Source organism: Nostoc sp. DSM 114161, from assembly GCF_052692665.1.
The window spans coordinates 1,661,855-1,687,526 of record NZ_CP195141.1; the positions used below are offsets into that span (position 1 = coordinate 1,661,855).

The window sequence follows — 25,672 nt, forward strand, 5'->3', positions numbered from 1 at the left end:
TCATGTCTCTTGGGAGAGATTTTTATTAATAAATGCTGAGATTCATCAACTCTTCTGTTACTTCAAAGTTAGCCGTGACATTTTGGACATCATCTAAGCCTTCTAGAGTGTCAATTAATTTGAAAAGCGATCGCGCCTGTTCGGGGTCGGTAACTTCTACACTATTACTAGGAACCCAGCGCAATTCAGCATCAGTCACCTTAAAGCCTTTATCCTTGAGTGTCTGACTAAGGGTTTCTAAATTTCCGATTTCAGTAAATACCTCAGACATCTCATCTTCAGTCATTTCATAAGACTCGGCGCCACCTTCCAAGGATGCTTCTAAAAGCTGTTCTTCGTTAACTACACCCTGGACGACACAAACGCCTTTTTGGTCAAACATCCAGCTAACACAACCTGTTTCACCCAGATTACCGCCATTTTTACTAAAAGCTGCACGCAAATCGGCGGCTGTGCGATTGCGATTATCTGTCAGCGCTTCAATCAAAATTGCTACACCGCCGGGGCCGTAACCTTCGTAGCGAATCGCTTCAAAATTGGCACTGTCTGTACCAAAGGTGCCTGCACCTTTAGCGATCGCCCGTTCAATATTATCATTAGGAATACTTGCTGCTTTTGCCTTGTCGATCGCTGTGCGAAGTTGAAAATTCAGCGCCGGATCTGGTACGCCACTTCTAGCTGCAAGAATAATCGCCCTAGACAACTGAGTGAAGGTTTTTCCCTTTTTTGCATCTACTACCGCCTTCTGGCGCTTAATATTTGCCCATTTACTATGTCCTGCCATAACCTTAAATTATCAAAACTCTACCAAAGATTAGAATATATCTAATACGCTTGTGAAGAAAATTCCCCAAATGAAAGTATTTTTGGAGTAAGCAAAATATGGGCGATCGCGTCCGATTTTTCCTGGTTATAATGGAATTTTTGACAGCTTAGGGCGGGCAATTGAATCTGTATTGTTGGGTAAATCTTCACCAACAAAACCACTCCAACAAACCCAGCAGTGTCTAGATTTGATTTTTAAATAATCAAACCTAAAACTGGGGTAATTACGAATTATTACAGCCTTCGATAAAATCGATAACTTGGTGTAGAGATCCTGGTTTAGTTACAATCAGCACAGTTGAATCAGGTTCCAGTACTGTACTACCATTAGGAATCATCAAATTTTCGTGGGGATGAGGTTGATAGCCAATAATTAGCGAACCAGTGGGAAACTTTGAATCCTGAGCAATTTCAGCAACGCTACGACCAACAACATAGCAATTATTTGGAATAGAAAGTTTTAGCACCTCAATCTGTCCCTGCTCAAAATGCATCATCGATTCTACTTGCGGATACTCGATGGCATTTACCATTGTTGAAACCGATAGTTCAACAGTACTGATAATATGGTTCGCTCCAGCCAGACGGAGGGGTTGAGCAAAATCCGGGTGGCGCATCCGACTTAAAATATGAGGAACGCCATAATGTTTAGCAAGAGTTACCATTGCCAAGTTTAAGGCATCGCTGCGTAGGACAGCAGCCAAAGAACTGGCTTTGCGAATCCCAGCTTCTAACAACACTTCTGTACTCACAGCACTTCCTTCAAAAGCCATTGCCCCAACTTGTTCGCGGGCATAGCGACAAGCGGTAGGATCGATATCGATAACCGCAACAGTATGCCCCAACTCTACCAGCTTCTGCGCTAAACTTAGCCCCACTAAACCTGCTCCACCAATTAATACGTACATGAATATCCCTAATGCTGTTTGAGTTTTACTTTCCTATCTAAGCTAACAAAGAATGAAGGTGTGAGAGGTTTTCAATCTTTAATAGGAATAGGGATTTTGATTAATTGCAATTTCTAAGCCATGCCATAAATTCAGCAAGCTCAATGTTTCAATCCCTAATAGGGATTTTAGTTAATTGCAATATTGTGCTAAAGGTTCCCACTGCTGTTTACTAATCCGTTTCAATCCCTAATAGGGATTTAGATTAATTGCAATATGGGAAACAGGGCGGCGAATGCCTAATTTCACTTGGGTTTCAATCCCTAATAGGGATTTAGATTAATTGCAATTTTGAAGCAGAATCAAAATGGTCGCAAGCACTTAGTTTCAATCCCTAATAGGGATTTAGATTAATTGCAATTACCCCTGCCACCTTTGGAGATGCTATTCATAAACTTGTATACGTTTCAATCCCTAATAGGGATTTAGATTAATTGCAATGCTATCGAGTAAAATAATCGGTTGTCTTTCCAGTCGAGTTTCAATCCCTAATAGGGATTTAGATTAATTGCAATGTCACAGTCTTAAACCAGTTAAAAGGGCGAGTTTCAATCCCTAATAGGGATTTAGATTAATTGCAATCCCGCTGCCAGCGCCGCCGTAGCTGTGGCGTACGTTTCAATCCCTAATAGGGATTTAGATTAATTGCAATTGGTGAACCGGGTATACCAGGTAGGCAGGGCATCCCAGGGATGTTTCAATCCCTAATAGGGATTTAGATTAATTGCAATTGTAGATATTTTAAAATACTTTCTCGATGATTTCTTGTTTCAATCCCTAATAGGGATTTAGATTAATTGCAATAAAGTAGAGAGTTTGGGGATACCTATCATGAATGTTTCAATCCCTAATAGGGATTTAGATTAATTGCAATAGCATACCGTCTTGGGGTGGTAGCATCTGGGGTGTTTCAATCCCTAATAGGGATTTAGATTAATTGCAATGTGCTTGCTTTTTCTGCTGCCATTGCTGGAATCCTGTTTCAATCCCTAATAGGGATTTAGATTAATTGCAATATAAAAAATTGCGTCGCCCCAAACTTTTTTGGAGTTTCAATCCCTAATAGGGATTTAGATTAATTGCAATTGCAATTGCACATCGCTTAGGCTTTCTTCCCCGGCGTTTCAATCCCTAATAGGGATTTAGATTAATTGCAATAGTAGACGCAAATACTATAACATCTTATTACGTTTCAATCCCTAATAGGGATTTAGATTAATTGCAATCGTGTAATCTTTTGTCCACCTCTGTTCATTTCCACTTGTTTCAATCCCTAATAGGGATTTAGATTAATTGCAATTTTGACGTGTACGGCGCAAGGTAAAAAGTGCTGGTAACGACGTTTCAATCCCTAATAGGGATTTAGATTAATTGCAATTGCAACGCCAGGAGGTGTAGGCTTGACCTATGAGGGTAGTTTCAATCCCTAATAGGGATTTAGATTAATTGCAATTCGTCCGTGCAATCAGGCGCTTTTGGGTTTCACCAGGTTTCAATCCCTAATAGGGATTTAGATTAATTGCAATCTGAAACGCTTGCCTATAGCGCTCGACACCGGTTTCAATCCCTAATAGGGATTTAGATTAATTGCAATCGCGGGCGTCTAAAAGTACTGTAATATTTGGTTTTCAAGGTTCTGTTGCGCGGATGGCGTAATCATAACACAAAAATTTGTAATTTCACTAGATGCAAATCGCTGAAAGCTTGGCCAAATAAGGTGCGCGGATGCTTGAGAGATTCTATTGGCGTCAAAATCTTACATAGAGGGCAATTGAGCCATTTTTGTAGTTAGCTGCTCGTAAACACCTACCCATCCGCGCATTCAGCAAAGAGATTAATCTAATTAGACGTAAACTTGCCACTATTTATTGTAATTTTTGAATTGGTATTTTTCGAGCAATTCCTTAACTTGGGCGGCTACTAGAGGGTGTGGATCGTTTTGTAATTGAGGCAGGATTTGGAAGAGGACGCGCTGTGAAACCATATTCAAGTATGCGATCGCCGCTTCTCGAACAAAGCCAGTTGGATGGCGTAAACTGGCTAAAATCTCAGAACTTGTGAGTCGGATACGAGCAACTTGAGCAAGATGAAAACAGCAAGCTAGACACCAGTCAGAAAGCAAATTACCCAACAGCAGCAATCTGTGGAGGCGATCGCTAACTAACATACTTTCATATTCCACAATCTTTGCTTCTACCAAATGTTGTAATTTTTCTGGCTCTGTTCGCTTATCTAAAATATTCAACAATAGAGACTTGGAAGGCAAAGTTACGGTGTGTTCTAAGATTTCTAACCCCCGCGCTAAGTTTACCACTGAGAGCGATCGTAAATTAAACGCTGCTGCTTGCATCTTTTCTGGCGAGTAAAGCAGTCTCAGTAGCAGTAACAACCGTTCTCTGACATCTAATTCTAATTCTCTGAGGGAGCGTTGCAATAATTCACAGACAATGAAAATCCTCTCACTGGATTGATAATCTTCTTGTTTGTCTATTTTTTGAAAGTCTATATAAGCAGCGTAAATCTCACCTAAAAATCGTAATTCCTGTTCGATTAATTTTTCTACCCGACTTTCATAAAAGCGATCGCCTAAACCTGTAACTCCTGGTTGTTTGTGTATTTTGAGTAAGCTGTGAAGAATATGATCTCTAGTAGTACCCCAACAGGTTTCTAAGTTTTCCCATAAAACCTCCATTGCTTCTTGGGTACCAATTTGAGCAATGGTACGCCAAGCGTACATTCGCACTACTTCTGGTTTGTAAATATCCCTAGCCAACTGCAACAACATTTCTAGGGCTTCGTTTTCCAGTCGCGTTAGGGATAACATTGCTGTGCTACGGGTTGATTTGTAGTAAAGTGCGGCAATCAGGGCTGAATAGTACTCTTCTAAATGCGTTGCTGCAATCATTTCCAACACTGCACAGCGCACTCTTAATGATTCATCTTGTAACAAATTCGGAATGTGAATTCGTAACGCTTGTAAATAAACAGCTTCTCTAAGGGCTTTGACTCCATTTATCCGTTCGCGTTCTTGCTTATGAGTCAGCATCCGGCGCATGGTTTTGGTTGCTGCTACCTTTTGGATGGGGGTTCCTTGGCGCAAGACTAAAGCAGCAGCGGTGGCGCGGATAAGTGAGTTATGTCGGGAGTTTAGGTATTCTTCTAGGAGGCTTAAATTGGGATTTGGTTCAGCTAGCCAAATGTAGCGCAGCGCCAAGGCAAAGACTTCGGGGTTAGTTTCTTGGGGTTGTTCTAACAAAGGACGGATAGCGGGTACATAGGCGGGATTTGCACCCCCCATCAGCATCACTTCCAAACTTTTACACTGCAAATCTGGGGTTAACTTGACTAATAAAGGTGCTAAAACTTCCGCAGCACCTTGGGAATCAATTTGGGCTAAAAGTTCAATGCAAGAGTGTTTATCTGCCTCGTTGCCTTTTTCAGCCAATGCTTTGACTACGCCCTGCTTAAAGAATTTTAGACCGACATTCGTTGCACTCAGTTGACCCCGTGCCACACTTAAAACTAACAAGTCAACATAACGCGATCGCAATTGGCAAACTACTTTTAAACAAGTGCCAGCTATCAGCATTGTTTCTGCGACTAACACCCATTTTTGTAGCGGTTCGGGTACAAAATGCCCGGAAATTAATAAAGTGACAAAAATTACCAATCCAGTTAACCCTGTGGCGATCGCTTCCGCAGTTCCGCCAGATAAGGTTTGCATCTGGCTGCGAATTGCTTCAGGAATCGGTTGATAAAGTATGGGGCCGCTACTCATCACAAAGGTGTAGCGTAAAAGTTCATCGCAGAATTTGACAATTACTAAACCCCAGAAAAAGCTTTGCGATTGCATCCCTGGAATTAAATGCAAAAATATCAACACTCCTGGTAGTAAAAAGCCTACAGCAATCGGTAAAAGTGTGGCAGTGAAAAATACTCCCATGCGTTCGATCAGTCGGCTAGAAACAAACCACTGGATTAACAACTCACACAAACCCAACATCCCACCAAATAAACCCAAAAAGCTGGCGATTTCGCGATCGCTCAAACTCGATTGGAGTTCGCGCAAATACTGAAAATCCACTAACAACCCAATCACCTGCAACAGACCGACAAAGGCAAATAAATGCCAAACATAGCGCTTCAAAGGACTTTTGAGAAAACGCTGTCGTGAAGCTTGTTCCCCAACAATTGCAATTTGTGGAGTTTCGGGAAAAGCTGCTCGATACTGATGAGTTAAATAAAATAAAATTGCCGATCCGAATAAAATCACCACACAGGCGATGAGGATCACCTTATTCAGTCTGGCGTACTGCACCAACCAAGGCAAACTAAAACCACTGATGACATCTGCTACCAATAGACCGCTACTGACTAGGGGGTAAGTGCGCTTAATCTCTCGAATGTTAAATATTTGATTGGCAACAATCGACGTGTTGAGGTCGTTAAGCACATAAAGCGCGTCTACCCACAGCCGCAGCAGAAATACCGAAATCACTGCCAGGTAGGAAACACCGCTGCCCCAACGTAATAAAACTAATAAAACTAATGGCGTCACCATGCAAGGTGCGATCGCCACAATCACCTGACGTAAAGGAAAAACCTTTTGCAGCCAAGAATATAAAAAAACCAGCCCTGTACTCATTACAGCACTGGCAATATACATCCAAGGTAGTAGATTAGTCTCATATTCACCCAAAAACAGCGCTACTGTACTATCCTCCGCCCACCGCAATCCTACAGATACAATAGTATAAAATACGAACATCATCTGAGTGCGTTCGCTCTCCTCTGGCCGGAGATTTACCCACTGTAGCAATCGTGGTAAAGCAACTCTATTTACAGCCAACCAGTGATTTTTCAGTTCCATGCAGTTTTACGTAATGGGCATTGGGGATGGGGTATGGGGCATGGGGCATGGGGCATGGGGCATGGGGCATGGGGCATGGGGCATGGGGCAAGCGGGGAGGTGTGGGAGGTGTGGGAGGTGTGGGAGGTGTGGGAGGTGTGGGAGGTGTGGGAGGATGGAGAAGAAATCTTTCCCCCCTCTCTTCCCACACTCCCCACACTTCCTTGTCTCCCCTACCCCTCTGCTCCTCTGCTCCCCCTGCTTTGTTACCTGCCTCATTCTCATCGCCCAGACATTACAAAAGCCCTGAGCAACTGAGTATTATCTTTCCCACTCAAGCTTCAGGACTATCGATTTGAGATAAATTTATACAACCTGATACTATTGACAAAAATATCTGCAAGATATGAATCGCACAGCCTCTTTCCCATGCCCCATCCCCCAAAATGAAAAAATCCCTTGGCGAGAAGCCAGGGGATTTTCTTTCCTTATCTATTAAAAAGTTAGAAGATTATTTTTTGGGTGAGAGGAGCATCATCATATTTCGCCCTTCTTTCTTAGGCGCTTGCTGAACTTCACCAAACGGCTCTAAGTCCGTTGCCATGCGTTTGAGCAAATCTTCTGCGAGGTCACTGTGTTGAATTTCACGACCCCGAAACATCACAGTAGCTTTGACTTTATCACCATCTTTTAAAAAGCGCTCTGCTTGCTTGACACGGACGTTATAGTCGTGTTCTTCTATTTTGTAGCGCATCTTAACTTCTTTGACATCAGCCGTGTGCTGTTTTTTACGGGCTTCCCGCGCCTTTTTTTCCTGCTCAAACTTGTATTTCCCGTAGTCCATAATCCGACAAACTGGCGGGTCAGCTTTGTCACTCAGTAGCACTAAATCTAGTTCTTTCTCCTCTGCTAGTTGTAGTGCTTCTTGAGGGGGCATAATTCCTAACTGGCCGCCATCAGTGTCAATGACCCGAATTTTCGGGAAGCGAATTCGTTCGTTAATTTGGGGCAGATCGCGAGTTCTTTTTTTCTCAATCACAGGCATTATGATTTGTGGGAGCTCTGAATGAAGGATTTGGTGTGGTTTTGACTGGTATGCCTCTGAGGCAAAATACTGAAATAAGTCAGGACTGAAAACATGAGTCTTACAGTTCTAGGGTAACTAATTCATGAAATAGTTGCGTCGCTGTATTTGTCATTCTACTCATTGTGAGAGAATTTCTGTGCAATAGTTAATCTAAATTACACAATATTGCTAAATATTAAGTATTGTGAAAATTATTTGTCAATACTTTAAAACCTCAGATTGACCAGATAATGTCCACAATAGCAAGATTACAAATACAAAGCATCTAGCAAATGATAATGTAACATATTGCCTTACATTTAGTAAGATTAGTAACAATTATTATTAAAAATGTTGTTAAATTTACTTAGAAAAATAAAATAGCTATATTTAAGAAGGTACAACGGCCCAGATGCAGCAGTAGGGGCACAGTATAGAGATGTTTTTGTAGGGTGGGTAAGGTTTGCCCGCGCCGTAACTGGCAGGAAAATTTTGCTTTTAGAAGGACGTTATCGTTTAATTAAGCGAATTGGTAAAGGGGGATTCTGCAAAACCTTTTTGGCTGTAGATGAAGGTGAGTTTCCTCCAACTCCTTGTGTGATTCAAAAATTATCAGCAGAGGGCGAAACATCTAAAACTTTTGAGCAAAAGGCGCAGCAGCTAGAAGAATTAGGAAAGCATCCTCAGATTCCGGCTTTATTGGCTTATTTTCAGCAACAACAGCACTTTTATTTAGTGCAGGAGTTTATTCCAGGTAGAAATCTTGCTCAGGTGGTTGAAGAGGAAGGGGCTTTTAATGAAACTCAGGTTTGGCAAATTTTAGAGGATTTGTTACCAGTTTTGCAGTTTATTAGCGATCGCCACATGATCCACCGCGATATTAAACCCGAAAATATAATCTTTAGAACCTCCTCTGACTCTAAAGGTGAAGCAAATCTAGTCATAGTTGATTTTAGTGCTGCCAAAATTGTCACAGAACTTGATTGCCTAACAACCCAAAACAATATCGGTAGTCCAGAATATGCTGCACCAGAGCAAACGGCAGGAAAAGCTGTTTTTGCTAGCGATCTTTATAGTCTCGGCGTCACTTGCATTTATCTACTTACCCAAGTTTCTCCCTTTGATTTATTTGATGTTGCGAATAATTGCTGGGTTTGGCGAGATTATTTAACTACTAAAGGCGATATCTGGCAACAAAAAACAAAACATTTATCTTTAGCAAAAGTCCTCGATCGATTACTACAAAATCTTGTCGATCGCCGTTTTCAATCAGCTGATGAAGTCATGCAAGCAATGGGTATTGAATGTAAACCCCAACTTTTGAAATTACCAAATCCTTTGTGGCGCTGCTCATCTACTTTGGTTGAAAATTCTACTATCTTGAGTAGTGTGAATAGTCTTGCATTCTGCCCTGAAAGTAAGATTTTAGCCGGTACTTCTGATGATAAAAACATCAAATTGTGGGATTTAAATAGTAAAAAAGTTTTAGCTAGCTTATCGGGGCATTCGCAAGCGGTAAAATCAGTTGCTTTTAGTCCTGATGGCAAAATTTTGGCAACTGCTAGCGACGATAAAACTATCAAATTATGGGACATCAATACATTAAAAGAAATCACCACTTTATTGGGACACTCTCACGCTGTAAAATCAGTTGCTTTCAGTCCAGACGGCGAGATTCTTGCTAGTGGTAGCTGGGATAAAACAGTCAAACTCTGGAATGTAAATACTGGGGCTGAAATTTGTACCTTAAATGGACATCAATTACAGGTCAATTCGGTAGCCTTTAGTCCCCAAGGACAAATTATAGCCAGCGCGAGTTATGACAGAACAATTCGCCTGTGGCAGATAAGTTCCCCAAAAGAATTTAAAAACTGCCCATGCTATACCTTATTAAATATCCTTTCGGGTCATGCATGGGCAGTTTTGACAGTCGCTTTTAGTCCCGATGGAAAAATTCTGGCGACGGGTAGCGATGATAAAACTATTAAATTGTGGGAAGCGAACACTGGTCAGCTAATCACTACACTTTCAGGCCATTCCTGGTCTGTAATAAGTGTGGCTTTCACAGCCGATGCCAAAACCCTGATTAGCGCAAGTTGGGACAAGACAGTTAAACTCTGGAGAGTAAGTACAGCCCAAGAGATTGTGACTCTTTCTGGCCATACAGACTCAATATCTGCCATTGCGGTGAGCCAAGTTACACAACTGATTGCAAGTGGCAGCAAGGACAAGACTATTAAACTCTGGCAGCTTGTAGAATAGCACGAGAGTTGATTTTGGAATATCAAGCGCTACCGGTGAAGGCAACTTCCGGAAATTTCAACTGAGCTTCTGCCATTGGGCGGTTTCTGCCCTCTTCTTGCCAGTAGTTAATCACTTCAGTTGCTTTGTTAAGCAACTCGACGCGATCGAGGTCACTAATCCAGTGTTTGGATTCGAGTTCCTTCTTTAACTCTTCCCACGCATCATTTCTCGGCCAGAAAAAGTACTTGGTCAAAGGACTTGTGCCTTTGCCGACAACTTGATCGACAGCTAGAGCGACGTTTTCGTCTAACCACAGAATTTTCAAAATAAACTTGGTCAATCACACCTCCGGGAATTTCCGGGCATTACTTAACTAGGATAGCGATCGCTTATTCTAACGCAATACCCTATCAATGACCAAATACGTGGGGCATGGGGCATAGGGCATAGGGCATAGGAAGACGACAAACGAACTAATGCTAATGACCAATGACTAATTAAAGATTGAAAATGGGCTAACATCAAGTGTAGTCGGCGCTAACTACAGATGCTTATGACTGCTCAACTGCCCGAATCTCAAATAATATCTGGTTCAGATTTGTACGAGCGAGACTTTTACTTGTGGATTCAAACCACAGCAGAACTGCTCAAGCAAAAGAATTTTACACAACTGGACTTAGAGAATTTAATCGAAGAAATCGAAACAATGGGTAGGAGTGAAAAGAAAGCACTCAGAAGCAATTTGGAAGTAGTGCTAATGCATCTATTAAAGTATAAGTATCAAGCCGAAAAGCGCTCTGGTAGTTGGCGGGCAACAATTCGAGAACATCGCAAACGTCTTAAACAGGCTTTAGAAGAAAGTCCTAGTCTGAAACCCTATTTTGATGATGTTTTCAACCAGTGTTATGACGATGCTAGACTGTTGGCGGCTGATGAAACTGAATTGGATGTAGCTATTTTTCCCGAACAATCTCCCTTTACCCCAGAGCAAGTCCTCGACCCCGATTTTTTACCAAATTAATAGTTGAAAATGGGCTAACATCAAGTGTAGTCGGCGCTAACTACAGATGCTTATGACTGCTCAACTGCCCGAACCTCAAATAACATCTGGTTCAGATTTATATGAGCAAGATTTTTACTTGTGGATTCAAACCACAGCAGAACTGCTCAAGGAAAAGAATTTCACACAACTGGACTTAGAGAATTTAATTGAAGAAATTGAAACAATGGGCAGAAGCGAAAGGCGAGCATTGGAAAGCAATCTGGAAGTATTGCTGATGCATCTGCTCAAATATCAGATTCAAACCCAAAGGCGATCGCCCAGTTGGCAGTATACAATTTTGGAACACCGCAGGCGAATCGAAAAAGCACTTCACGAAAGTCCGAGTTTAAAACCTCACTTCGATCGCGTTTTTGAGGAAAGCTATCAAGCTGCTAGACGGCTGGCTGCGATTGAAACTGGGTTGTCCATCGCTACCTTCCCCGAACAATCTCCCTTCACTTCAGAGCAAGTCCTCGACGCCGATTTTTTACCTGAGTAGTAATTGTCAGCTATATGATGATGTAAAACTGTTTTGCTTCCTACTCCATGACTCAAGAAACTTCTCCAAAAGCAGCGGTCATTTTCGATATTGATGGTGTTGTGCGTGATGTGAGTGGTTCCTATCGCCGAGCGATCGCAGATACCGTAGAATACTTTACAAATGCTGCATATCGTCCAACACCTTTAGATATTGACCAACTAAAATCAGAAGGTGTGTGGAATAACGACTGGGAAGCATCCCAGGAATTAATTTACCGCTACCTTACGGCTGGTGGACAGAGCCGCGAGGAATTGCAATTAGATTACAATGCGATCGTTGCTTTTTTCCAATCGCGTTATCGAGGCCCAGACCCCAACAATTTGACGGGGTATATCTGTGACGAACCGTTATTATTACAACCTAGCTACTTAGAGCAACTTACCCAAGCTGGGATTGCTTGGGGATTTTTCAGCGGCGCTACTCGTGTTTCGGCTAACTATGTCTTAGAAAAACGCTTGGGTTTGCAATCTCCGGTGTTGATTGCGATGGAGGATGCGCCAGGTAAACCTGACCCCACTGGACTTTTTGCTACAGTTCGTGAATTAGAAAATGAAATTGAGCGATCGGCGATCGTGTATGTGGGTGATACGGTAGCAGACATGTATACTGTGGAGAAAGCACGGAGTTTAGATTCCAGTCGCACTTGGATTGGTGTAGGAGTTCTACCGCCTCATGTGCAAGAAACACCGACGCGGAGTGAGGCATATACTGAAACGCTGCTAAGAGCTGGAGCTGCGATCGTTTTGTCTAATGTGCAAGAATTGACCCCAATCCAGATTCACAAATTAATTAGCTGAGTGTGTGCTTAAAAATAAGCTAATTTAGATATAGATATTATTTCTCAATTAACCTAGAAAGGCATTGACACCTAAGCTATAAAGCGCCAGTAATTATTAATTTCCCATGAACATTTTCAGTAACTTACTTTCTCAACCAACTCAGCCTGCACCTGCAAAAAAACAACGTCGTGGAATTGAAATTAAATCCCCGCGTGAAATAGAAATCATGCGGCAATCCGCGACAATTGTAGCAACTGTGCTCAAAGAAATTTCTGAACTCGTAAAGCCAGGAATGACGACGGCTGACTTGGATGCTTATGCGGAAAAACGCATCCGCGAAATGGGTGCAACACCGAGTTTTAAAGGATATCATGGGTTTCCAGGTTCTATTTGCTCCAGTATTAATAATGAAGTAGTACATGGTATTCCTAGCCCCAAGAAAGTAATCCGCCAGGGAGATGTATTAAAAGTAGATACAGGCGCTTATTACCAAGGCTTTCATGGTGATTCTTGCATTACGATCGCTGTTGGAGAGGTGACCCCACTAGCGGCTAAACTAATTCGCGTTGCAGAAGAAGCTTTATATAAGGGCATTGAACAAGTTAAAGCCGGCGTCTACTTGCTCGATCTGGCTGGGCCGATTGAAGACCACGTGAAAGCTAACGGCTTTAGTATCGTTGAAGAGTTTACTGGACACGGTGTTGGTCGGAATTTGCATGAAGAACCTTCAGTGTTTAACTTCCGTACCCGCGAATTGCCAAATGTGAAACTTCGTGCGGGAATGACGCTGGCAATTGAGCCAATTGTAAATGCAGGTTCTAGACATACGCGGACATTATCTGACCGTTGGACAGCTGTGACTGTAGATAATGCTTTATCGGCTCAGTTTGAGCATACAGTTTTGGTGACGGAAACTGGTTATGAGATTTTAACTGACCGTTCTAAAGTTTAATTGCTAGTTCAACTTAAATGTTATTAAAAGAGGTGAAGCGTCAAAAGAAGCCGATTTGCCTCTTGATTTTTTATGTAAAGTTTTCTGGAGATTTTATACCAATTCAAACAATCTTTGCATAGATTCATACAGTTCAGTTAAGGCTAAAATTCTTTGTCAAAGTCAACTTTTTTGACGTAGACGCGAAGAGAAGAAAGAAATCCTTAACTGAACCGTTTAGATAGTAGCAAAAAATTACGAGGCGATCGCCACTACTGTCCCGATCTCCAAGACTTAAGTTTGGTTAGTAGCGGTTTAGAAGGTGTGGACAAATTCAGCCGATATTGGAATACTGGAACATAGGAACCATTACCTTCGCGGACGGTGACGAGAAAGGCTGTTTTGTTACGCGGATCTTTGTCAATTTTATCGATGTAACCAGACTGTATTTTTTCTAATTCTAAAGGTTTTGCTTGTTTAAATCCTGGTTGTGAAATACAAATAATAGTGCTTCCATCTTGATATCTACCTGAGTAAAACCAATAAGTTTGTCCTTTGGTTTTAAATTCAGATTTATAGAAAATAGTAAACCTGTCAAATTCATTTAATTGCTGATTTTGTTTGCAGCGATCGTTAATGTATATTTCTTGGGCAGTAGTTGGAGTGTTAGAAGATAAACCTAGTATTAAACTAATCGCTAATCCACTTGCCAGTGTTATTTGAGCAATACTGTTATAAATCATACGTTCTTACTGTTTCCTCGATTACTCGATAATAACGGAAAAACAGTGTCTTCCTTTACCTGGCAGTGCATTAGGCTGTTGCTAACACACCCTACATTGGCTATTTTTTTAATTGGAAGTCCCTTAACACAAAATTTACAATCTCAAAATTTGGTTATGAGTGAATTTTCCCTTTAATAAAACGGTGAAACAGGCGGCAAGGCCAGAAAAAAGCTCCACAAATACTTACCGAGACAATAACAGCGACAACTCGCCAATTTAAATGAGGCGAATTGTCAGACTCAAAGGACTGAGTTTGTATGCTTTTAACTAGTTCTGGCGCAGAATCAGAGAGCTGACTGGCTGTACTCACCCCTTCAATTGCCGCTCCAATTAGATAAGCTACCAGGGCAATTATTAGCCAGTGGTTCATTCTGTTGCACTATTTGAACTGTGAGCGTATTCTTGACAGCGAACAATCATTTAGTTTCTCGTCCTAATGATTGCCGCCTTGTTCTAAGGATAATCGACCTTCAGCCGTATCGCGGATTAGAGGCAGTTTAGATTTGATGTAAGTATTGAGCGTACTATCTACTTGAGAATCAAGCCCTTGCTTAGCTTTTAACTGCTGGAGGAGCAGTTGTACTAAAGCCGCGTCGTCAAACTGGAGCAGGGTGTTGACCTGGGTAGATTCGATTACAGCCCAGAGCTGTTGCATCATCTTGGGAGCGATCATGAGCTTGTAACTTTTTAATATTTTCTTTATATTTGCACGAAATTGTAATTTGTGCCTGGTTGCGATCTGAATATTTGTAAAGATGTTGGTTAAAGCTTGATTGTTGATGGTTAATTGGGGCGGGCAGGGGGTAGAAGGCAGGAGGGAAAAGAAGAATTTCTATATTTAATTCTCCAGTTGTGTACTCATCTATTTGCAAACTGCTGTAATAACTCTAGGACTTACGCACAGGTTTCAAGCTTGAGTGCGTAAGTCCTAAACTCCTGAGTCAACCGTCAACACTCTCAATACATAATTAACGTGCGCCTCCGTTGGAGACTCACGTTAATTATGATTGTGGCTCTATCGCACAAGAGGGTTGCCGAGCAGAAGGAGGATCGGGATAAATTGCTAGAGTGTGATAGCTTGGAGCATTTTCACCATATAACACTCGAAAAGTATACAGTTTGTTTCTACCTTGCCCTTCTGTAACAACTGTTAAAAGTGTATTGCTAGTTTTAGGAAGTCCAGGAATATTTAGTTTGGGAATTCGTCTGAGTTGAATTACGTTTGCTGCTGAGTTTTTACAATCTCCGGTAGTAGTGTTTGGTTTTTCACCAAACTGCATACATACTGGGCCATCAAAATCTATAGTTACTTGCGATGGATCGTTTAACCAAACTTTTTTAATTACTTCTCCAGCGGGAATAAAACTTAAGTTTGTTCCTTGCTGATAGGAAACTTCAATGGTAGGTACTAATCCTCCTAAACCTTGCCCTTGGCAGGAAAATATAGAGCGGAGAACGGCATTATTAGCTACGGCACGACCTATCAATAACAACATAGTAACCGAGAAAATTAAGGAACCTATAGGTAGGAAATAAGAACTATATTGGATATTTCCTGGTAACTTTGTATTATTTTTCATGGTTGTAAATGGAGATATTGGTAGATACAATAGGCAACTAAAAAGGATTATCCCAAGCATATTTATTGGAAAATAGGGTAAAAAATAATTAAATTCTTACCTAATTCCAAATTATAAATTGCTGTGCCTTGAAAGCTGAAAATTGGGATAATTACTATTTTCTAAAATTGCGTTTGTTGGTTGACATATATTTCAACATTTGTGCCTGCTGGCAAAAACCAAACGTTCGTTTGTTGTGACATTTGAGCGATCGCCTGTTGATTGCGTTGGGCAATTTGGGGTACTACGGAGTTCAAACCACCTTCTACAATACCTGCTGGGATATTTTCTCCGGTGTTAGTGTTGCTAACAACTGTGCTTCCACCATTGATGGTGACAACTTGACCGTCGGTGCGATTTAATAACTCTGCGGCTTTCCCGATACCTCCCAAAACAAATAGTCCTAAATCCATTGATGCTACGGACGAACTTTGTCCGGGAAATCTATTACCTATTAAAGGTCTGCCTTTGCTGCCGCGAATAATAATTGTATTGTTAGGTAAGCTTCGTTCTGTGAGGTTGCCATCATTTTGTGAGATAACTTTGGTTATGTTCATCTGCACAAGACCTTGTTCGGAAATAGAACGAATTTCAGTCAAAAATTCGGTGTTTGCAGGTAAAGCCACCTGGCCATTGGCGGCTTTTAGCGGTTCTTTCAATCGAACTACAAATACGTTTTTATCTGTTGGTTCTTCGTTATTACCGCCTCTGGTTGTTTCGCCAAATATCGCTGTTGCCAATACGGCTTTGGCACTAGTCCCGATCGCTACGGTATTCTGTCCTTGTGGTTGTGCTTGGCTAACTTCAGTAGGCCCCTGTTCTGGGGGTTGTTCGCCAGGATTGGGGTTTGGTGTCTCTTGAGGCGGCTGCTGAGGCGGCTGCATTTCGTTTGTGGGTTGGGGAGCAGTTGCAATGTTATTAGGTTGTTCGGTGACATTTACTTGGCCGTAGCTACCCATCTTTGCAAGCCTTGTCCACTCATCGAATGGACTTGGTGGGGGTGGTGGGGTAACGGTGACTACGGGTTGAGTGGTGGTCGGTCTGAGAACTGGTAGTTGGGGTCTTAGTAAAGGTTGAGGAGCAGGTACTCTGACGATGCGCTCAATTGTCACGGGCTGAGGGACGTAAGCTGCTGGTGGGGGTGTTGTTATCACTTGTTGTCTCCTTGTGGAAGGAACTGATGGTTCTGCCAAGGCTACTGTAGAAATCGGTTTTGGCGCTCTCAGCCTTTCTTGAGCGGCTTTTACTGACTGTGCTTGTTCGGTTAGGGCTAATTTTGTTTTGAGAGTTTCGATTTCGCCTTGTAGCTGTTGAGAAGTTGTTTCGTTTGTTGGTTGCGATCGCACTTGTGGAGTGACGAGATTATTTTTAGGCTTTTGACTGCTACCACTCATCAATTGCGACAAAAACACACCAGCCACCAAAACTACTGCTAAGGTAGCAGCACCTACTAAACCTAATTTGGCAAAGGGATTAGATGAGAGGGGTTGCTCTGTCTTAACTTCTTCTGGTTCGGATGCAGGTTCGGATATTGCAGGGTCTTCTGATGTTTGGTTGTCGCTAGAAGATTCTTCAAAGCCAACCAACCTTGCCATCCGTGATTCCCAATCGTCATATTCTATTTGTAGTTGGCGATCGTCGGTATCTAAAGTTAATAAACTTGGTGCAGGAGTTTCTGTCGGAATTGAATATTGAGTCATGGTAAAGCTTACTTTGAATTTCCAGAACAATTTTTATCTTGAATTTCACAGACATTATAAATTTCTAGTCTGGCTTCACCAAGACGGTAAACCGCAAAGTGCGACGGAAGCGGCGCATTTGGTAGTGAAGTTGCAGGCTCATTTATTGCTCTTACTAAAATTTGTTTATTAAACGAAGTTGATTTTCCTAATTTATCATAACTGCTAAAAGTCAATTGATTAGCAAATATCTCGACTTTCCATCTCCCATTGTCTATTTTTGTAGGTTGAGATATTTTTTGGATTACTAATACATTTTCAGCGCCTCTATTAACATTTTCAAATTGGCTATCTGGATTTAAGTTAGTTATTTGTGACTTCATTTTTTGCTTAAAATCATCAGCCACGAGTTGGGAGCTAATTTCCCAGACTGTTGTTGGTGGCTGTTGCTGCGACCAGGTAAGCATTAAGCTCATAGTTTCAGCTACAAAGCGCCGAATAGTTTCTGGTTGTCGCTCTAAATTCTCTTGGGGGTCTACTGTAATCACACGGCCATCAACGAGTTGTACTAAACTTTGAGGCGTGAGTTGCCGACCTAACTGTTGTAACATAGACCCATGAAATATCAATAGCAGTAAGGTAAATACATGTAAACCAAATGTTCCTACTGCTAACAGTGGTAAGGCGTTACTTTTTTTATTTTCTGATTTAAATATCTGCATTAATAATTTGTTGTTGTGTGTCAGGAGTCAGGAGTCAGGAGTCAGGAGTCAGAATTCAGAAGTAAAGAGAAGGTTTTAGCAATGGATATACAGTATATTTGAACTTAGTGAAGTACACCATTTCGTTTTTAAAGTTTAACTGAGATACTATAATAATAATTTTTAATTTTACTATACTAAGCATACTAGACCTTTTATAAATTTAGAATTCTGGATTCTGAATTCTGAATTCTGAATTCTGAATTCTTATCTGATAAAATTATCGGTTCGTTGTTGAATTTTGCATTCTTTTAATTGAGCTTCATTCAGGTTGCTATAACTATCTAACAAACATAAATCTCGAATTTCATAAATCTCTAGTCTATCAGCGCGGACACTATAAATTGCTTTTTGCAGATCTGTGCCACTTTCCATTTGGGGATTAGGGAAATAATCTGTTGCACGCACAAGAAAGTCTTTGTTAAAAGGAGTTATAACTCTTCTACCATCACCCCGATTTTTTTGAACTAAATCGGCTACCATACCGACTCGCCATTTACCTGGTTCAATTTCCTTTGGCGGATAAACCCGTTTAATTACTAATTCTGATGTCATTCCTTGTTTGGGATTTTCAGAAAACACTTCTGGCGGTGTGATTTCGGCAATTGTGCTTAAGAAACCTTTACGAAAGTCTTCTGATAAAGCAAAACTAGCTATCCAGCTAGTAGTACTAATTTTTTGGCTACCGCCTTGGGGTGTTCTAATTAATATTCCCAAATCTGGTTTGGGGTTTGCAACTTCTTCAATTCTTTGTGCGGGTAAAGTTCCCGACCATTTAAACATTGCAATCATGGTTTTGCTGATGAATTGACGAATTGCTTCGGGATCTCTTTTTAAATCGTCAATTTCATCTACCTTTTTTCCATCTATTAATTGTACAAAATTTGGAGGTTTTCTCAAAGCCAGTTGGCGAATAGTTATGCCTTGAAATAAGAATAAAAGTAATACTAATAGATGCAAACTAAAGGTGGCGATCGCAAAAATTGTCAAAACACTTACTGTTCTTTTTCCTTTCTCTAATAAACGTACCATTCAATCACCTCCTGCGGCAAAAAAAATTTGTTGTTATATATGATGATAGGCGATATATTTTTTTTAACGAATGATTTAAGATTGCTATAGATTTTAATGTTTATTATCATGATTTTTAAATGATTCTGACTCCTGAATTCTGACTTCTGACTTTTGACTCCTGAATTCTGACTTCTGAATTTTTAACTATATTCTCTCCTTAACCAAAGAAGCCGCATTGTTGATAGCACTGAAGACTGCAAACCCCCCAGCAGCAGCCACAACTAAAGATAAAATAGGCGCTAGAACTCCCAGAAAAATCATGAACCACATTAAGTCTGGGTCAACATTAGCATCTTGACCGGGACCATTAACAATTACTGCCGAAGTCAACACAGCAATAATATTAAATGAAATCTTGGCAATCCCAATAGATAAAAATCCAGTAAGCCATGCAAAGATTGGTTTACCAGCTACAGGTAGTAAAGAACCACCAACAGCAACCGGCCCTAGAGCTGCTATTAGCAAGGATGTTGCTTCGATTAAATTTTGGAAGGCGTATTGCAAGGAAACTAAGAAGTTTTTGAGGCTAGTTTGCACTGTAGAACCTAATAAGGAATTAAATGAAGTTTCCGATACAATACCTGTACCATATCTGATATTATCTACCTTGGTTTGTAGTCTCGATATCCAGTTTTTATTACCGTATGAATCTCGATATTTTTGCCAGAGAGTATTCACTTTTTCCGCAGCTTTGGCAAAACATTCAGTTTGCTGTTCGCCAGTAAGTGATTGACAAGGACGCAGGAAAGAACCCGCTACTTCTTCAGCAACACTCATACTCAGCGCTTGTTGGTACATTTTATCTGCATCTGCTGTGACCAATACTTGTTGATTTGCACTGTCTATAAAATTTCGCACTCCCAGTGTCAAATTAGAAAGTATACTTCCACTGCCGGAATTATTTAAGAGTATCACTACTACAAATGGCCAAATTAATGCTGATATAGGACGAGTATATTCGTAGGTTAATAAATCCCTGAGGAATTGTACCATAAAAAATAATAGGGTTCCGACTGCAAAAAAAATACCTACATTTGTCAGCGTTCCATACAAGTTTTCATTGGTGTTCTTTTGTAATAAATCCAGCCATTGTTTGTCCCAACCTTCAGCGATACTTTGGGAAGTTGCGACACCATTATCGAGAATTTCATCAATGCCTACTTGGGCAAAAAATCGTAAAATAGCAAGTTGCATTATTTTGACTTTATCGGCGATTTTTTATGATTTTTATATTAAAACATTACACTCAATTGTAAATTTGATGTTGCTTCATCAAAGGTTAAATTTGAGATTTATTGATAGCAGAAGCGTACTGATTCTGAATTCTTCTTAATTATCTTTTCTGCCAAACAAATCCATTTGAGAAGTTGCTCGTAAAAGCCGTGATGCTTCGGTGGATGTTTCGACTCTGCGAGCGCGATTTGCTTCTTCTGTCTGTTGGGCAATATTTGCTAGATTTAGATTTGAGTATTGCAAATACTGATTAGTTTGTATAGGAATCATATTTGATTTCTGAAAAAACTAAGAGATAATACTGAGGTGTGTATCTGTCTAAGAACGAACAATGATAAACCAGGATCTACAAGCCGCGATCGCAGAACTACAAGAATTTATAGATGATCGCCCAGATGCGCGTGAGGTAAGGAAAGCTTTGGCAGTTAAACTGGTTTATCAAGGTTACAAGTATGAAGAAATTCAAACAATTTTAGATGTGTCACTTGGTTCGATAACAAGCTGGAAACAAGCCTACGAGGAATATGGAATTTCGGGGCTGCACTTGAACCACAAGGGAAGAAAAGGCTACTTAACTGCTCAACAACGAGAAGAAATCTTAAGTTGGTTGCAAACAAAGGAGTGTTGGGAACTTGGCGAACTCGAATATAAATTGGCTTTTGAATACGATCTAACTTATGAATCAAAACGGAGCTATTACGATTTATTTGATGCGGCAGGAATTAGTTGGAAGAAAACTACTTCTTTGAATCCAAAAGCTGACGAGGACGCTGTTGCTGCAAAAAAAAAAGAGATTGAAACACTGTTGGCAAGGCATCGGGAGGAAATCGAGACAGGAAAGTTAAAAGTATTACTGCTTGATGAATGTCATTTAATGTGGGGAGATTTAAGCGGATATGTTTGGGGAAGAACTGACCAAGAGATAGCAGTGAGAGTTGTTAATGTACGAGATAAACAGACATACTACGGGGCAGTTGACTATTTGAAGGGAGGCTTACTGCTCAAAGCATATAACGCAGGTAACTCAGAAAATACGATTGATTATCTACGTTATTTATTAGATCAGTCGCCCAACCAAAGATTACTTCTTTTTTGGGATGGTGCTTCTTACCATCGTTCACATCTGGTTCAAAACTTTTTAGGCGAGATAAACCTTGGTTTGTCTCAAGAACACTGGAAAATTCATTGTGTTCGCTTTGCCCCTAATTGCCCATCACAAAATCCAATTGAGGATATTTGGTTACAAGCTAAAACTTGGGTACGGCGTTTCTGTGCTTTGATTCCTTCGTTCTCTCATCTCAAATGGATGTTTGAGTGGTTTCTCCGAGACACTACCTTTGATTTTGCCACTCTTCAAATGTACGGAGCTTTTTCAGAAATCAAATACTAGTCCTATATTGTTTGAGCAAATGTTTCAGCTAATATTTTTGCTTGCTCTTGTTGAATTTTAATAGTTTGCTCTTGACCAAGACCTAGTATGTCAGCTAATGCTGGAATGCCGGTAGCTGCTTGGATAGCTGTATTACCCGCGAGGGAACTGATTTTTGACCGAATAGGATTGTTATTGATTTCTGTAGCAATTTCTTTCAAAGATTGTTCCGTACTTATTAACTTTCCCTGTGACCGAGCTTGTCCATTTTCACCGAGAACACCTTCAGCTGCTCCACGGGTAATTAAACGATTGAGTTCATTACTCACTAAATTTCCGCGCACAGCTGCATTATTTTCAAAGCGATCCGATCTAGAGTAGAGAATTAAGTCATCGCGAACTTTTTTACCTGCACCAACAGGGTTAGGTATGTTCAATTCTCCTTTAGCACCACTCAGAGCATTTCGGCTTTGGTAGTCTACAGTCTTTAAGTTGTCGTTGAGATTATATTGGAAGTAGTCTTGCAAATCTTTGGAATATAATTGAAAATCAGTCCAAACCTGACCCAATCCTGATTTATTAGTGCTGAATTGGGCTGCTACAGGGAGAATTCCCAGAGATACTAAAGTCAAAGTCAAAATAGTAGTTTTTCGCATACATCTGTACCTCAAAAAGGTAGACGAAGTTATCTAGTGAGTAATTTTCAGAAATAAATTATTACTGTTTGTGGGGTAAATTTGTTTGCTTTTGGTTTTGGACGGGCGAGACGCCCACTCCACAATCAGTTTTTGGAGATTGTTTGATTTATTAGTCCTTGATTTTGAATTCCTGTTAACTACTCACAGATATCCTCCCTAATTACTACGTAGTGTAGCTACTAACTGACGTGCAAATGCGGAAATTGCTTCATATTTATCCTTATGAATTTGCATCATTTGACTGCGTGCAGTTTGTTCGTAGGGGTTGTTAGCCACTGCTGCCAATTGTTCGTAACCTGGATAGTAACGACAGAATGTATAAACGCCGTTATCATCTAGCAGCCATTGACTATAAATACCTTCTTTGCGTGGGAAAAAGCTTTCTGAGGCATTACGAGCAATAATTTTGCGGGGATATTTTAAGATGTCTGCAAAACTATCCACTGCAACTGGTTGAATGCGTCCAATTAATCGGGTTGTTAAGTTTTGCAAAATTTTCGATGCGGCTTTAGATTTGGCGATGGTATCAGGATCTTGTGCTGATAGGATAACTCTGATACCGGCTTTAGCGCCGTTGGCACAAATCCGACCAACTAAATCAGAAATTTGCTCGAATTCAAATAAAATTGGTGCTTCGTCGATAAAGAATATGGAAGCTGGACTACTTAATGCGCGTCTGAGTGCTGCTGAATAAGCACTTAAGGATAGTACGGCTGCATCTTCACTATCTGAAAGGTTTCTGAGAGCAAAAACCAAAAGTTGGGCGTCGGTAGGAAAGCTGGATGGTGCAGAAATGGCTTGTCCAACGCGGCTAGAAAGCCAGAAACGCAACCGCAGCTGAATTTGACTGAGGGCGTCTTCTACTCTGCCACTTAAGGAGCTAAGCTGTAAATGTTCTGAGGAACAGAAAAACAGAAAATCTTTTAAAGTCGGGGTTTTTTGCCAAGCTGGAGAACCGAAGCCTCCCGCCATTGCTTTGCGATATCGTTCTTTGATACCTTCATCAGCAAAGAAGACTTCTAAGGCTAGGTTGAGAATCGATCGCACCGTTTGAGATAAAATTTGACTTTCGGTAGACGATCCTAAAACCATTGTCATTAAAGCTGATTCTAAGAACGAGGTATAATCTACCATGCGATCGCGTTGTTGTTCTGGATCTAACGCTCTTAAATCTGGCTGCTCAAATAAGTTATTCGATTGTTTGGAAATATCAAAATAAGCTCCATTCCCCTCCATAAACTGTGTATAGTCAGTAAAAGTAGACGTACCATCAGGTTTGGGGAAATCTAGAGCCACTACGGGAATGCCATAGGCCAAAGCCTGAGTTAAAATTCCCGATACCAACACCGATTTACCAGCACGAGTGGTGGCAAATAAAGCTAAATTTTTGTGTTGGTTAAACAAATCCAAATGTACTGGCGTTCCGCCTTCTTCCGCAATTAATTCAAAGCCTTGTCTATCGCCTCTTTTAGTTAAAACTAAAGGCATTAATCCCGGAACTTCACTTGTTAAATATAGCTGACGGCGGTTGAAGGGTGTTGCTAACAAACCTTCCCAAACTATCGGGAGAGTTTGCAACCAAATTTTCCAGGCGTATTCGGTTTCTCGAATTACCCTAGCTGGACGTTGAAAACAGTTTTCAATGTATCTTGTGGCCTCGTCTAATTTCTCCACAGTTGGACGATGCACCAAAATGGCGATACTCGTATAAATCGGGACTGCACCTTCATATAATTGTTCTTGTGCTGCTACCGATTTTTTTAACTTTAATTGGGCGTTGACATCAATGGTTTTACTTTTTTCTTGAGCCAAAATTGTCGTCATATTTGACTGCTTCAGCACTCGTTGGAGAGTCGTTTTTACTAATGCTGGATTTGCCGCAGTCAATTCACAAAAAATCTCTGTGTCTACTACTGTTTCTCTGGCTAACAGTTCCCATAAATACCGCAGTTGAGACGATTTATTCGGCCAACCACCGGGTTTTTCCAGAAATGACATTGTGCCAATATAACGATTGTTTACATGTACCCAACGGCGATCGGCACGCGGTACAGTAGACTCCATCAGCAAAGTTGTGCCGTGGATATTTTCTATCAACAATTTGCTACTAGCTAAATCTGAATTAACTTGTTCGTGGAGTCCTTCTTCATCCAAGGTGATTAATTGGGGAATATCTATTGGCTGGGTATCATTAAATCTTTTCCAAATGTCTTGCCAGAGTTCTACTGCACTCAAAGCTTTGACATCCAATCCCATTTTGTTAGATAAAATTTGCTCCCAACGCGAAAAACCCTGCTTGTAAGCATTGGTAATTACCGTTTCCAGGCGTTGGTTTTCGGCTTCTGAGAGTTCGCCTTTAAATTTCAACCACCACGACTCAGCTTTGATTAAAAGTCTTTCTATCCAATCATCAGCATTTCTAGAGCTTGTTTCCACTGTGTAGGTAACATAAATCCGTAAAAATTTCGGCTTACGCACGCCAGCTTTAGTCAGTTCTTTGATTCTCGCTCTCTCTGCCATCAGCAAATATTTAATATCTTTTGATGGCGCATTTCTGATGAGTGATGCTAATTCTTTTTGCCGTTCTATATCTGAACTAAAAGATCCCAAATGCAGCGTCATTCTTTCACCGCTGGGAATGTCTTTCAATCCGGCTTCAATGTTATTAAAAAGTGTATCGATTTGTTCTGGTCTTAAAGTGGTATGAATTCCTTTACAATCAAAACCAAAAACAAAGCAGAAGCGATCCTTTTGAATGCCTTTTGTCAACAAATAAGCACCAATATCGCGTCCATTCATCGAGACGCGCAACATTGTTGCCAAGTGTAAGGCATCTTCAAATGGCGTTAATCTAGTTTCATTTCCGGCGCCGCCGACGCTTTGTTTTCCGATTTTTTGCTTCATGGTTAACTTCCAGTAAGCTTTGATAACGAGCAAAGCCTCTTGTCCAAGCGGGAACGCCAATAAATTTACTTAAAAAACTCCAACTTCTACCACCAGTTAATATCCACCAAGTTCCAATTCCCCAACCAGTCATTAATAGCGTCCACAGCCATTTTTGAAATTCTTCTTGAAAAAGACCGCCAAAAATCCCATTGATAATTAAGTAGGATGATAAGGCGATGACTGTCCAAGGAATAATTTGATCGGCCGGAATTGGCCCTAATGAAGGTTGGCTTCCTAGAACTTGGTTAACTGGACGAAATTCTTGTTCCCGCTCTTCAGACATT

Annotated in this window: 24 protein-coding genes, 1 pseudogene and 1 CRISPR repeat array; of the genes and pseudogenes, 8 read left to right on the forward strand and 17 right to left on the reverse strand. The window is 40.8% G+C overall.

Annotated elements, in window-relative coordinates; genetic code table 11:
• Positions 1 to 25: 25 nt before the first annotated feature.
• Positions 26 to 784, reverse strand: a complete 759-nt coding sequence (locus NSTC745_RS07065) for a YebC/PmpR family DNA-binding transcriptional regulator (RefSeq protein WP_445636516.1) — start codon at positions 782 to 784, stop codon at positions 26 to 28.
• A 52-nt stretch (positions 785 to 836) separates the two neighbouring features.
• Between NSTC745_RS07065 and NSTC745_RS07070 the strand changes: the two are divergent.
• A pseudogene (locus NSTC745_RS07070) lies at positions 837 to 1,028 on the forward strand (ABC transporter substrate-binding protein); the annotation flags it as partial.
• A gap of 21 nt (positions 1,029 to 1,049) precedes the next feature.
• On the opposite strand, the gene NSTC745_RS07075 reads toward NSTC745_RS07070, so the two are convergent.
• On the reverse strand, positions 1,050 to 1,733 hold the full coding sequence (locus NSTC745_RS07075) for a potassium channel family protein (RefSeq protein ID WP_445636517.1): 684 nt from the start codon (positions 1,731 to 1,733) through the stop codon (positions 1,050 to 1,052).
• 145 nt (positions 1,734 to 1,878) lie between these two features.
• Positions 1,879 to 3,366: direct repeats of the CRISPR family, unit length 37 nt; unit sequence GTTTCAATCCCTAATAGGGATTTAGATTAATTGCAAT.
• Between the two features lie 267 nt (positions 3,367 to 3,633).
• Positions 3,634 to 6,642, reverse strand: coding sequence for an MFS transporter (locus NSTC745_RS07080; protein WP_445636518.1), 3,009 nt, complete (start codon positions 6,640 to 6,642; stop codon positions 3,634 to 3,636).
• Positions 6,643 to 6,689: 47 nt separating this feature from the next.
• Here NSTC745_RS07080 and NSTC745_RS07085 point away from each other — a divergent pair, with 47 nt between their 5' ends.
• On the forward strand, positions 6,690 to 6,980 hold the full coding sequence (locus NSTC745_RS07085) for a hypothetical protein (protein ID WP_445636519.1): 291 nt from the start codon (positions 6,690 to 6,692) through the stop codon (positions 6,978 to 6,980).
• A gap of 152 nt (positions 6,981 to 7,132) precedes the next feature.
• Here NSTC745_RS07085 and infC read toward each other — a convergent pair whose 3' ends face one another.
• On the reverse strand, positions 7,133 to 7,666 hold the full coding sequence (gene infC / locus NSTC745_RS07090; RefSeq protein ID WP_099069477.1) for a translation initiation factor IF-3: 534 nt from the start codon (positions 7,664 to 7,666) through the stop codon (positions 7,133 to 7,135).
• A 513-nt stretch (positions 7,667 to 8,179) separates the two neighbouring features.
• Here infC and NSTC745_RS07095 point away from each other — a divergent pair.
• Entirely contained in the window at positions 8,180 to 9,949 is a 1,770-nt protein-coding gene (locus NSTC745_RS07095; protein ID WP_445636520.1) for a protein kinase domain-containing protein, read from the forward strand.
• Between the two features lie 22 nt (positions 9,950 to 9,971).
• Here the strand turns inward: NSTC745_RS07095 and NSTC745_RS07100 are convergent, their stop codons facing one another.
• Positions 9,972 to 10,271, reverse strand: a complete 300-nt coding sequence (locus NSTC745_RS07100; RefSeq protein WP_045870192.1) for a 30S ribosomal protein PSRP-3 — start codon at positions 10,269 to 10,271, stop codon at positions 9,972 to 9,974.
• A 213-nt stretch (positions 10,272 to 10,484) separates the two neighbouring features.
• Here NSTC745_RS07100 and NSTC745_RS07105 point away from each other — a divergent pair, with 213 nt between their 5' ends.
• The 4 genes from NSTC745_RS07105 to map all read left to right on the forward strand — a co-directional run bounded on the left by NSTC745_RS07105 (position 10,485) and on the right by map (position 13,245).
• The gene (locus NSTC745_RS07105; RefSeq protein WP_445636521.1) at positions 10,485 to 10,952 is read left to right on the forward strand and encodes a DUF29 domain-containing protein; all 468 of its coding nucleotides are present in this window, start codon (positions 10,485 to 10,487) and stop codon (positions 10,950 to 10,952) included.
• A 52-nt stretch (positions 10,953 to 11,004) separates the two neighbouring features.
• Positions 11,005 to 11,472 (forward strand): DUF29 domain-containing protein, encoded by a 468-nt coding sequence (locus NSTC745_RS07110; protein ID WP_445636522.1) that lies wholly within the window; start codon positions 11,005 to 11,007, stop codon positions 11,470 to 11,472.
• Between the two features lie 47 nt (positions 11,473 to 11,519).
• Complete coding sequence (locus tag NSTC745_RS07115) at positions 11,520 to 12,311, forward strand: TIGR01548 family HAD-type hydrolase (RefSeq protein WP_445636523.1); 792 nt, start codon at positions 11,520 to 11,522, stop codon at positions 12,309 to 12,311.
• Positions 12,312 to 12,417: 106 nt separating this feature from the next.
• Positions 12,418 to 13,245 carry a type I methionyl aminopeptidase gene (map, locus tag NSTC745_RS07120; protein WP_445636524.1) on the forward strand — a complete coding sequence of 276 codons (828 nt, stop codon included), beginning with the start codon at positions 12,418 to 12,420 and terminating at the stop codon, positions 13,243 to 13,245.
• A 251-nt stretch (positions 13,246 to 13,496) separates the two neighbouring features.
• Here the strand turns inward: map and NSTC745_RS07125 are convergent, their stop codons facing one another.
• The 9 genes from NSTC745_RS07125 to NSTC745_RS07165 form a co-directional block, all read right to left on the reverse strand.
• Positions 13,497 to 13,967 carry a hypothetical protein gene (locus NSTC745_RS07125; RefSeq protein WP_445636525.1) on the reverse strand — a complete coding sequence of 157 codons (471 nt, stop codon included), beginning with the start codon at positions 13,965 to 13,967 and terminating at the stop codon, positions 13,497 to 13,499.
• 154 nt (positions 13,968 to 14,121) lie between these two features.
• Complete coding sequence (locus NSTC745_RS07130) at positions 14,122 to 14,379, reverse strand: hypothetical protein (RefSeq protein ID WP_445636526.1); 258 nt, start codon at positions 14,377 to 14,379, stop codon at positions 14,122 to 14,124.
• A 63-nt stretch (positions 14,380 to 14,442) separates the two neighbouring features.
• Entirely contained in the window at positions 14,443 to 14,682 is a 240-nt protein-coding gene (locus NSTC745_RS07135) for a hypothetical protein (protein WP_096535257.1), read from the reverse strand.
• 328 nt (positions 14,683 to 15,010) lie between these two features.
• Positions 15,011 to 15,589: a hypothetical protein gene (locus tag NSTC745_RS07140; protein ID WP_445636527.1), complete on the reverse strand. Its 579-nt coding sequence runs from the start codon at positions 15,587 to 15,589 to the stop codon at positions 15,011 to 15,013.
• Between the two features lie 161 nt (positions 15,590 to 15,750).
• A complete protein-coding gene (locus tag NSTC745_RS07145) occupies positions 15,751 to 17,328 on the reverse strand; it encodes a TrbI/VirB10 family protein (RefSeq protein ID WP_445636528.1) in 1,578 nt (525 codons plus the stop codon).
• Positions 17,329 to 17,336: 8 nt separating this feature from the next.
• Positions 17,337 to 18,029: a hypothetical protein gene (locus NSTC745_RS07150; protein WP_445636529.1), complete on the reverse strand. Its 693-nt coding sequence runs from the start codon at positions 18,027 to 18,029 to the stop codon at positions 17,337 to 17,339.
• Positions 18,030 to 18,275: 246 nt separating this feature from the next.
• Positions 18,276 to 19,100 carry a hypothetical protein gene (locus NSTC745_RS07155; RefSeq protein WP_445636530.1) on the reverse strand — a complete coding sequence of 275 codons (825 nt, stop codon included), beginning with the start codon at positions 19,098 to 19,100 and terminating at the stop codon, positions 18,276 to 18,278.
• 186 nt (positions 19,101 to 19,286) lie between these two features.
• Positions 19,287 to 20,336, reverse strand: coding sequence for a hypothetical protein (locus NSTC745_RS07160; RefSeq protein ID WP_445636531.1), 1,050 nt, complete (start codon positions 20,334 to 20,336; stop codon positions 19,287 to 19,289).
• Between the two features lie 135 nt (positions 20,337 to 20,471).
• Positions 20,472 to 20,645, reverse strand: coding sequence for a hypothetical protein (locus tag NSTC745_RS07165; protein ID WP_445638785.1), 174 nt, complete (start codon positions 20,643 to 20,645; stop codon positions 20,472 to 20,474).
• Positions 20,646 to 20,706: 61 nt separating this feature from the next.
• Here NSTC745_RS07165 and NSTC745_RS07170 point away from each other — a divergent pair, with 61 nt between their 5' ends.
• Entirely contained in the window at positions 20,707 to 21,765 is a 1,059-nt protein-coding gene (locus NSTC745_RS07170; RefSeq protein WP_445636532.1) for an IS630 family transposase, read from the forward strand.
• A 2-nt stretch (positions 21,766 to 21,767) separates the two neighbouring features.
• On the opposite strand, the gene NSTC745_RS07175 is transcribed toward NSTC745_RS07170, so the two are convergent.
• The 3 genes from NSTC745_RS07175 to NSTC745_RS07185 all read right to left on the reverse strand — a co-directional run bounded on the left by NSTC745_RS07175 (position 21,768) and on the right by NSTC745_RS07185 (position 25,671).
• Positions 21,768 to 22,400 carry a hypothetical protein gene (locus NSTC745_RS07175; RefSeq protein ID WP_445636533.1) on the reverse strand — a complete coding sequence of 211 codons (633 nt, stop codon included), beginning with the start codon at positions 22,398 to 22,400 and terminating at the stop codon, positions 21,768 to 21,770.
• Positions 22,401 to 22,598: 198 nt separating this feature from the next.
• Complete coding sequence (locus NSTC745_RS07180; RefSeq protein WP_445636534.1) at positions 22,599 to 25,346, reverse strand: hypothetical protein; 2,748 nt, start codon at positions 25,344 to 25,346, stop codon at positions 22,599 to 22,601.
• Complete coding sequence (locus NSTC745_RS07185; RefSeq protein ID WP_096535265.1) at positions 25,300 to 25,671, reverse strand: hypothetical protein; 372 nt, start codon at positions 25,669 to 25,671, stop codon at positions 25,300 to 25,302. The genes NSTC745_RS07180 and NSTC745_RS07185 overlap by 47 nt, the downstream gene beginning before the upstream one ends.
• Between the last annotated feature and the right edge of the window lies 1 nt (position 25,672).

Bases quoted from the DNA above. Each gene is read 5' to 3' on its own strand.
- NSTC745_RS07165 (WP_445638785.1), bottom strand. From the start codon at position 20,645: ATGATTCCTATACAAACTAATCAGTATTTGCAATACTCAAATCTAAAT.
- infC (WP_099069477.1), bottom strand. From the start codon at position 7,666: ATGCCTGTGATTGAGAAAAAAAGAACTCGCGATCTGCCCCAAATTAAC.
- NSTC745_RS07065 (WP_445636516.1), bottom strand. From the start codon at position 784: ATGGCAGGACATAGTAAATGGGCAAATATTAAGCGCCAGAAGGCGGTA.
- map (WP_445636524.1), top strand. From the start codon at position 12,418: ATGAACATTTTCAGTAACTTACTTTCTCAACCAACTCAGCCTGCACCT.
- NSTC745_RS07150 (WP_445636529.1), bottom strand. From the start codon at position 18,029: ATGCAGATATTTAAATCAGAAAATAAAAAAAGTAACGCCTTACCACTG.
- NSTC745_RS07135 (WP_096535257.1), bottom strand. From the start codon at position 14,682: ATGATCGCTCCCAAGATGATGCAACAGCTCTGGGCTGTAATCGAATCT.
- NSTC745_RS07180 (WP_445636534.1), bottom strand. From the start codon at position 25,346: ATGAAGCAAAAAATCGGAAAACAAAGCGTCGGCGGCGCCGGAAATGAA.
- NSTC745_RS07110 (WP_445636522.1), top strand. From the start codon at position 11,005: ATGACTGCTCAACTGCCCGAACCTCAAATAACATCTGGTTCAGATTTA.
- NSTC745_RS07085 (WP_445636519.1), top strand. From the start codon at position 6,690: ATGGGGCATGGGGCATGGGGCATGGGGCATGGGGCATGGGGCAAGCGG.
- NSTC745_RS07175 (WP_445636533.1), bottom strand. From the start codon at position 22,400: ATGCGAAAAACTACTATTTTGACTTTGACTTTAGTATCTCTGGGAATT.
- NSTC745_RS07115 (WP_445636523.1), top strand. From the start codon at position 11,520: ATGACTCAAGAAACTTCTCCAAAAGCAGCGGTCATTTTCGATATTGAT.
- NSTC745_RS07130 (WP_445636526.1), bottom strand. From the start codon at position 14,379: ATGAACCACTGGCTAATAATTGCCCTGGTAGCTTATCTAATTGGAGCG.
- NSTC745_RS07155 (WP_445636530.1), bottom strand. From the start codon at position 19,100: ATGGTACGTTTATTAGAGAAAGGAAAAAGAACAGTAAGTGTTTTGACA.
- NSTC745_RS07160 (WP_445636531.1), bottom strand. From the start codon at position 20,336: ATGCAACTTGCTATTTTACGATTTTTTGCCCAAGTAGGCATTGATGAA.
- NSTC745_RS07125 (WP_445636525.1), bottom strand. From the start codon at position 13,967: ATGATTTATAACAGTATTGCTCAAATAACACTGGCAAGTGGATTAGCG.
- NSTC745_RS07185 (WP_096535265.1), bottom strand. From the start codon at position 25,671: ATGTCTGAAGAGCGGGAACAAGAATTTCGTCCAGTTAACCAAGTTCTA.
- NSTC745_RS07105 (WP_445636521.1), top strand. From the start codon at position 10,485: ATGACTGCTCAACTGCCCGAATCTCAAATAATATCTGGTTCAGATTTG.
- NSTC745_RS07140 (WP_445636527.1), bottom strand. From the start codon at position 15,589: ATGAAAAATAATACAAAGTTACCAGGAAATATCCAATATAGTTCTTAT.
- NSTC745_RS07145 (WP_445636528.1), bottom strand. From the start codon at position 17,328: ATGACTCAATATTCAATTCCGACAGAAACTCCTGCACCAAGTTTATTA.
- NSTC745_RS07080 (WP_445636518.1), bottom strand. From the start codon at position 6,642: ATGGAACTGAAAAATCACTGGTTGGCTGTAAATAGAGTTGCTTTACCA.
- NSTC745_RS07170 (WP_445636532.1), top strand. From the start codon at position 20,707: ATGATAAACCAGGATCTACAAGCCGCGATCGCAGAACTACAAGAATTT.
- NSTC745_RS07075 (WP_445636517.1), bottom strand. From the start codon at position 1,733: ATGTACGTATTAATTGGTGGAGCAGGTTTAGTGGGGCTAAGTTTAGCG.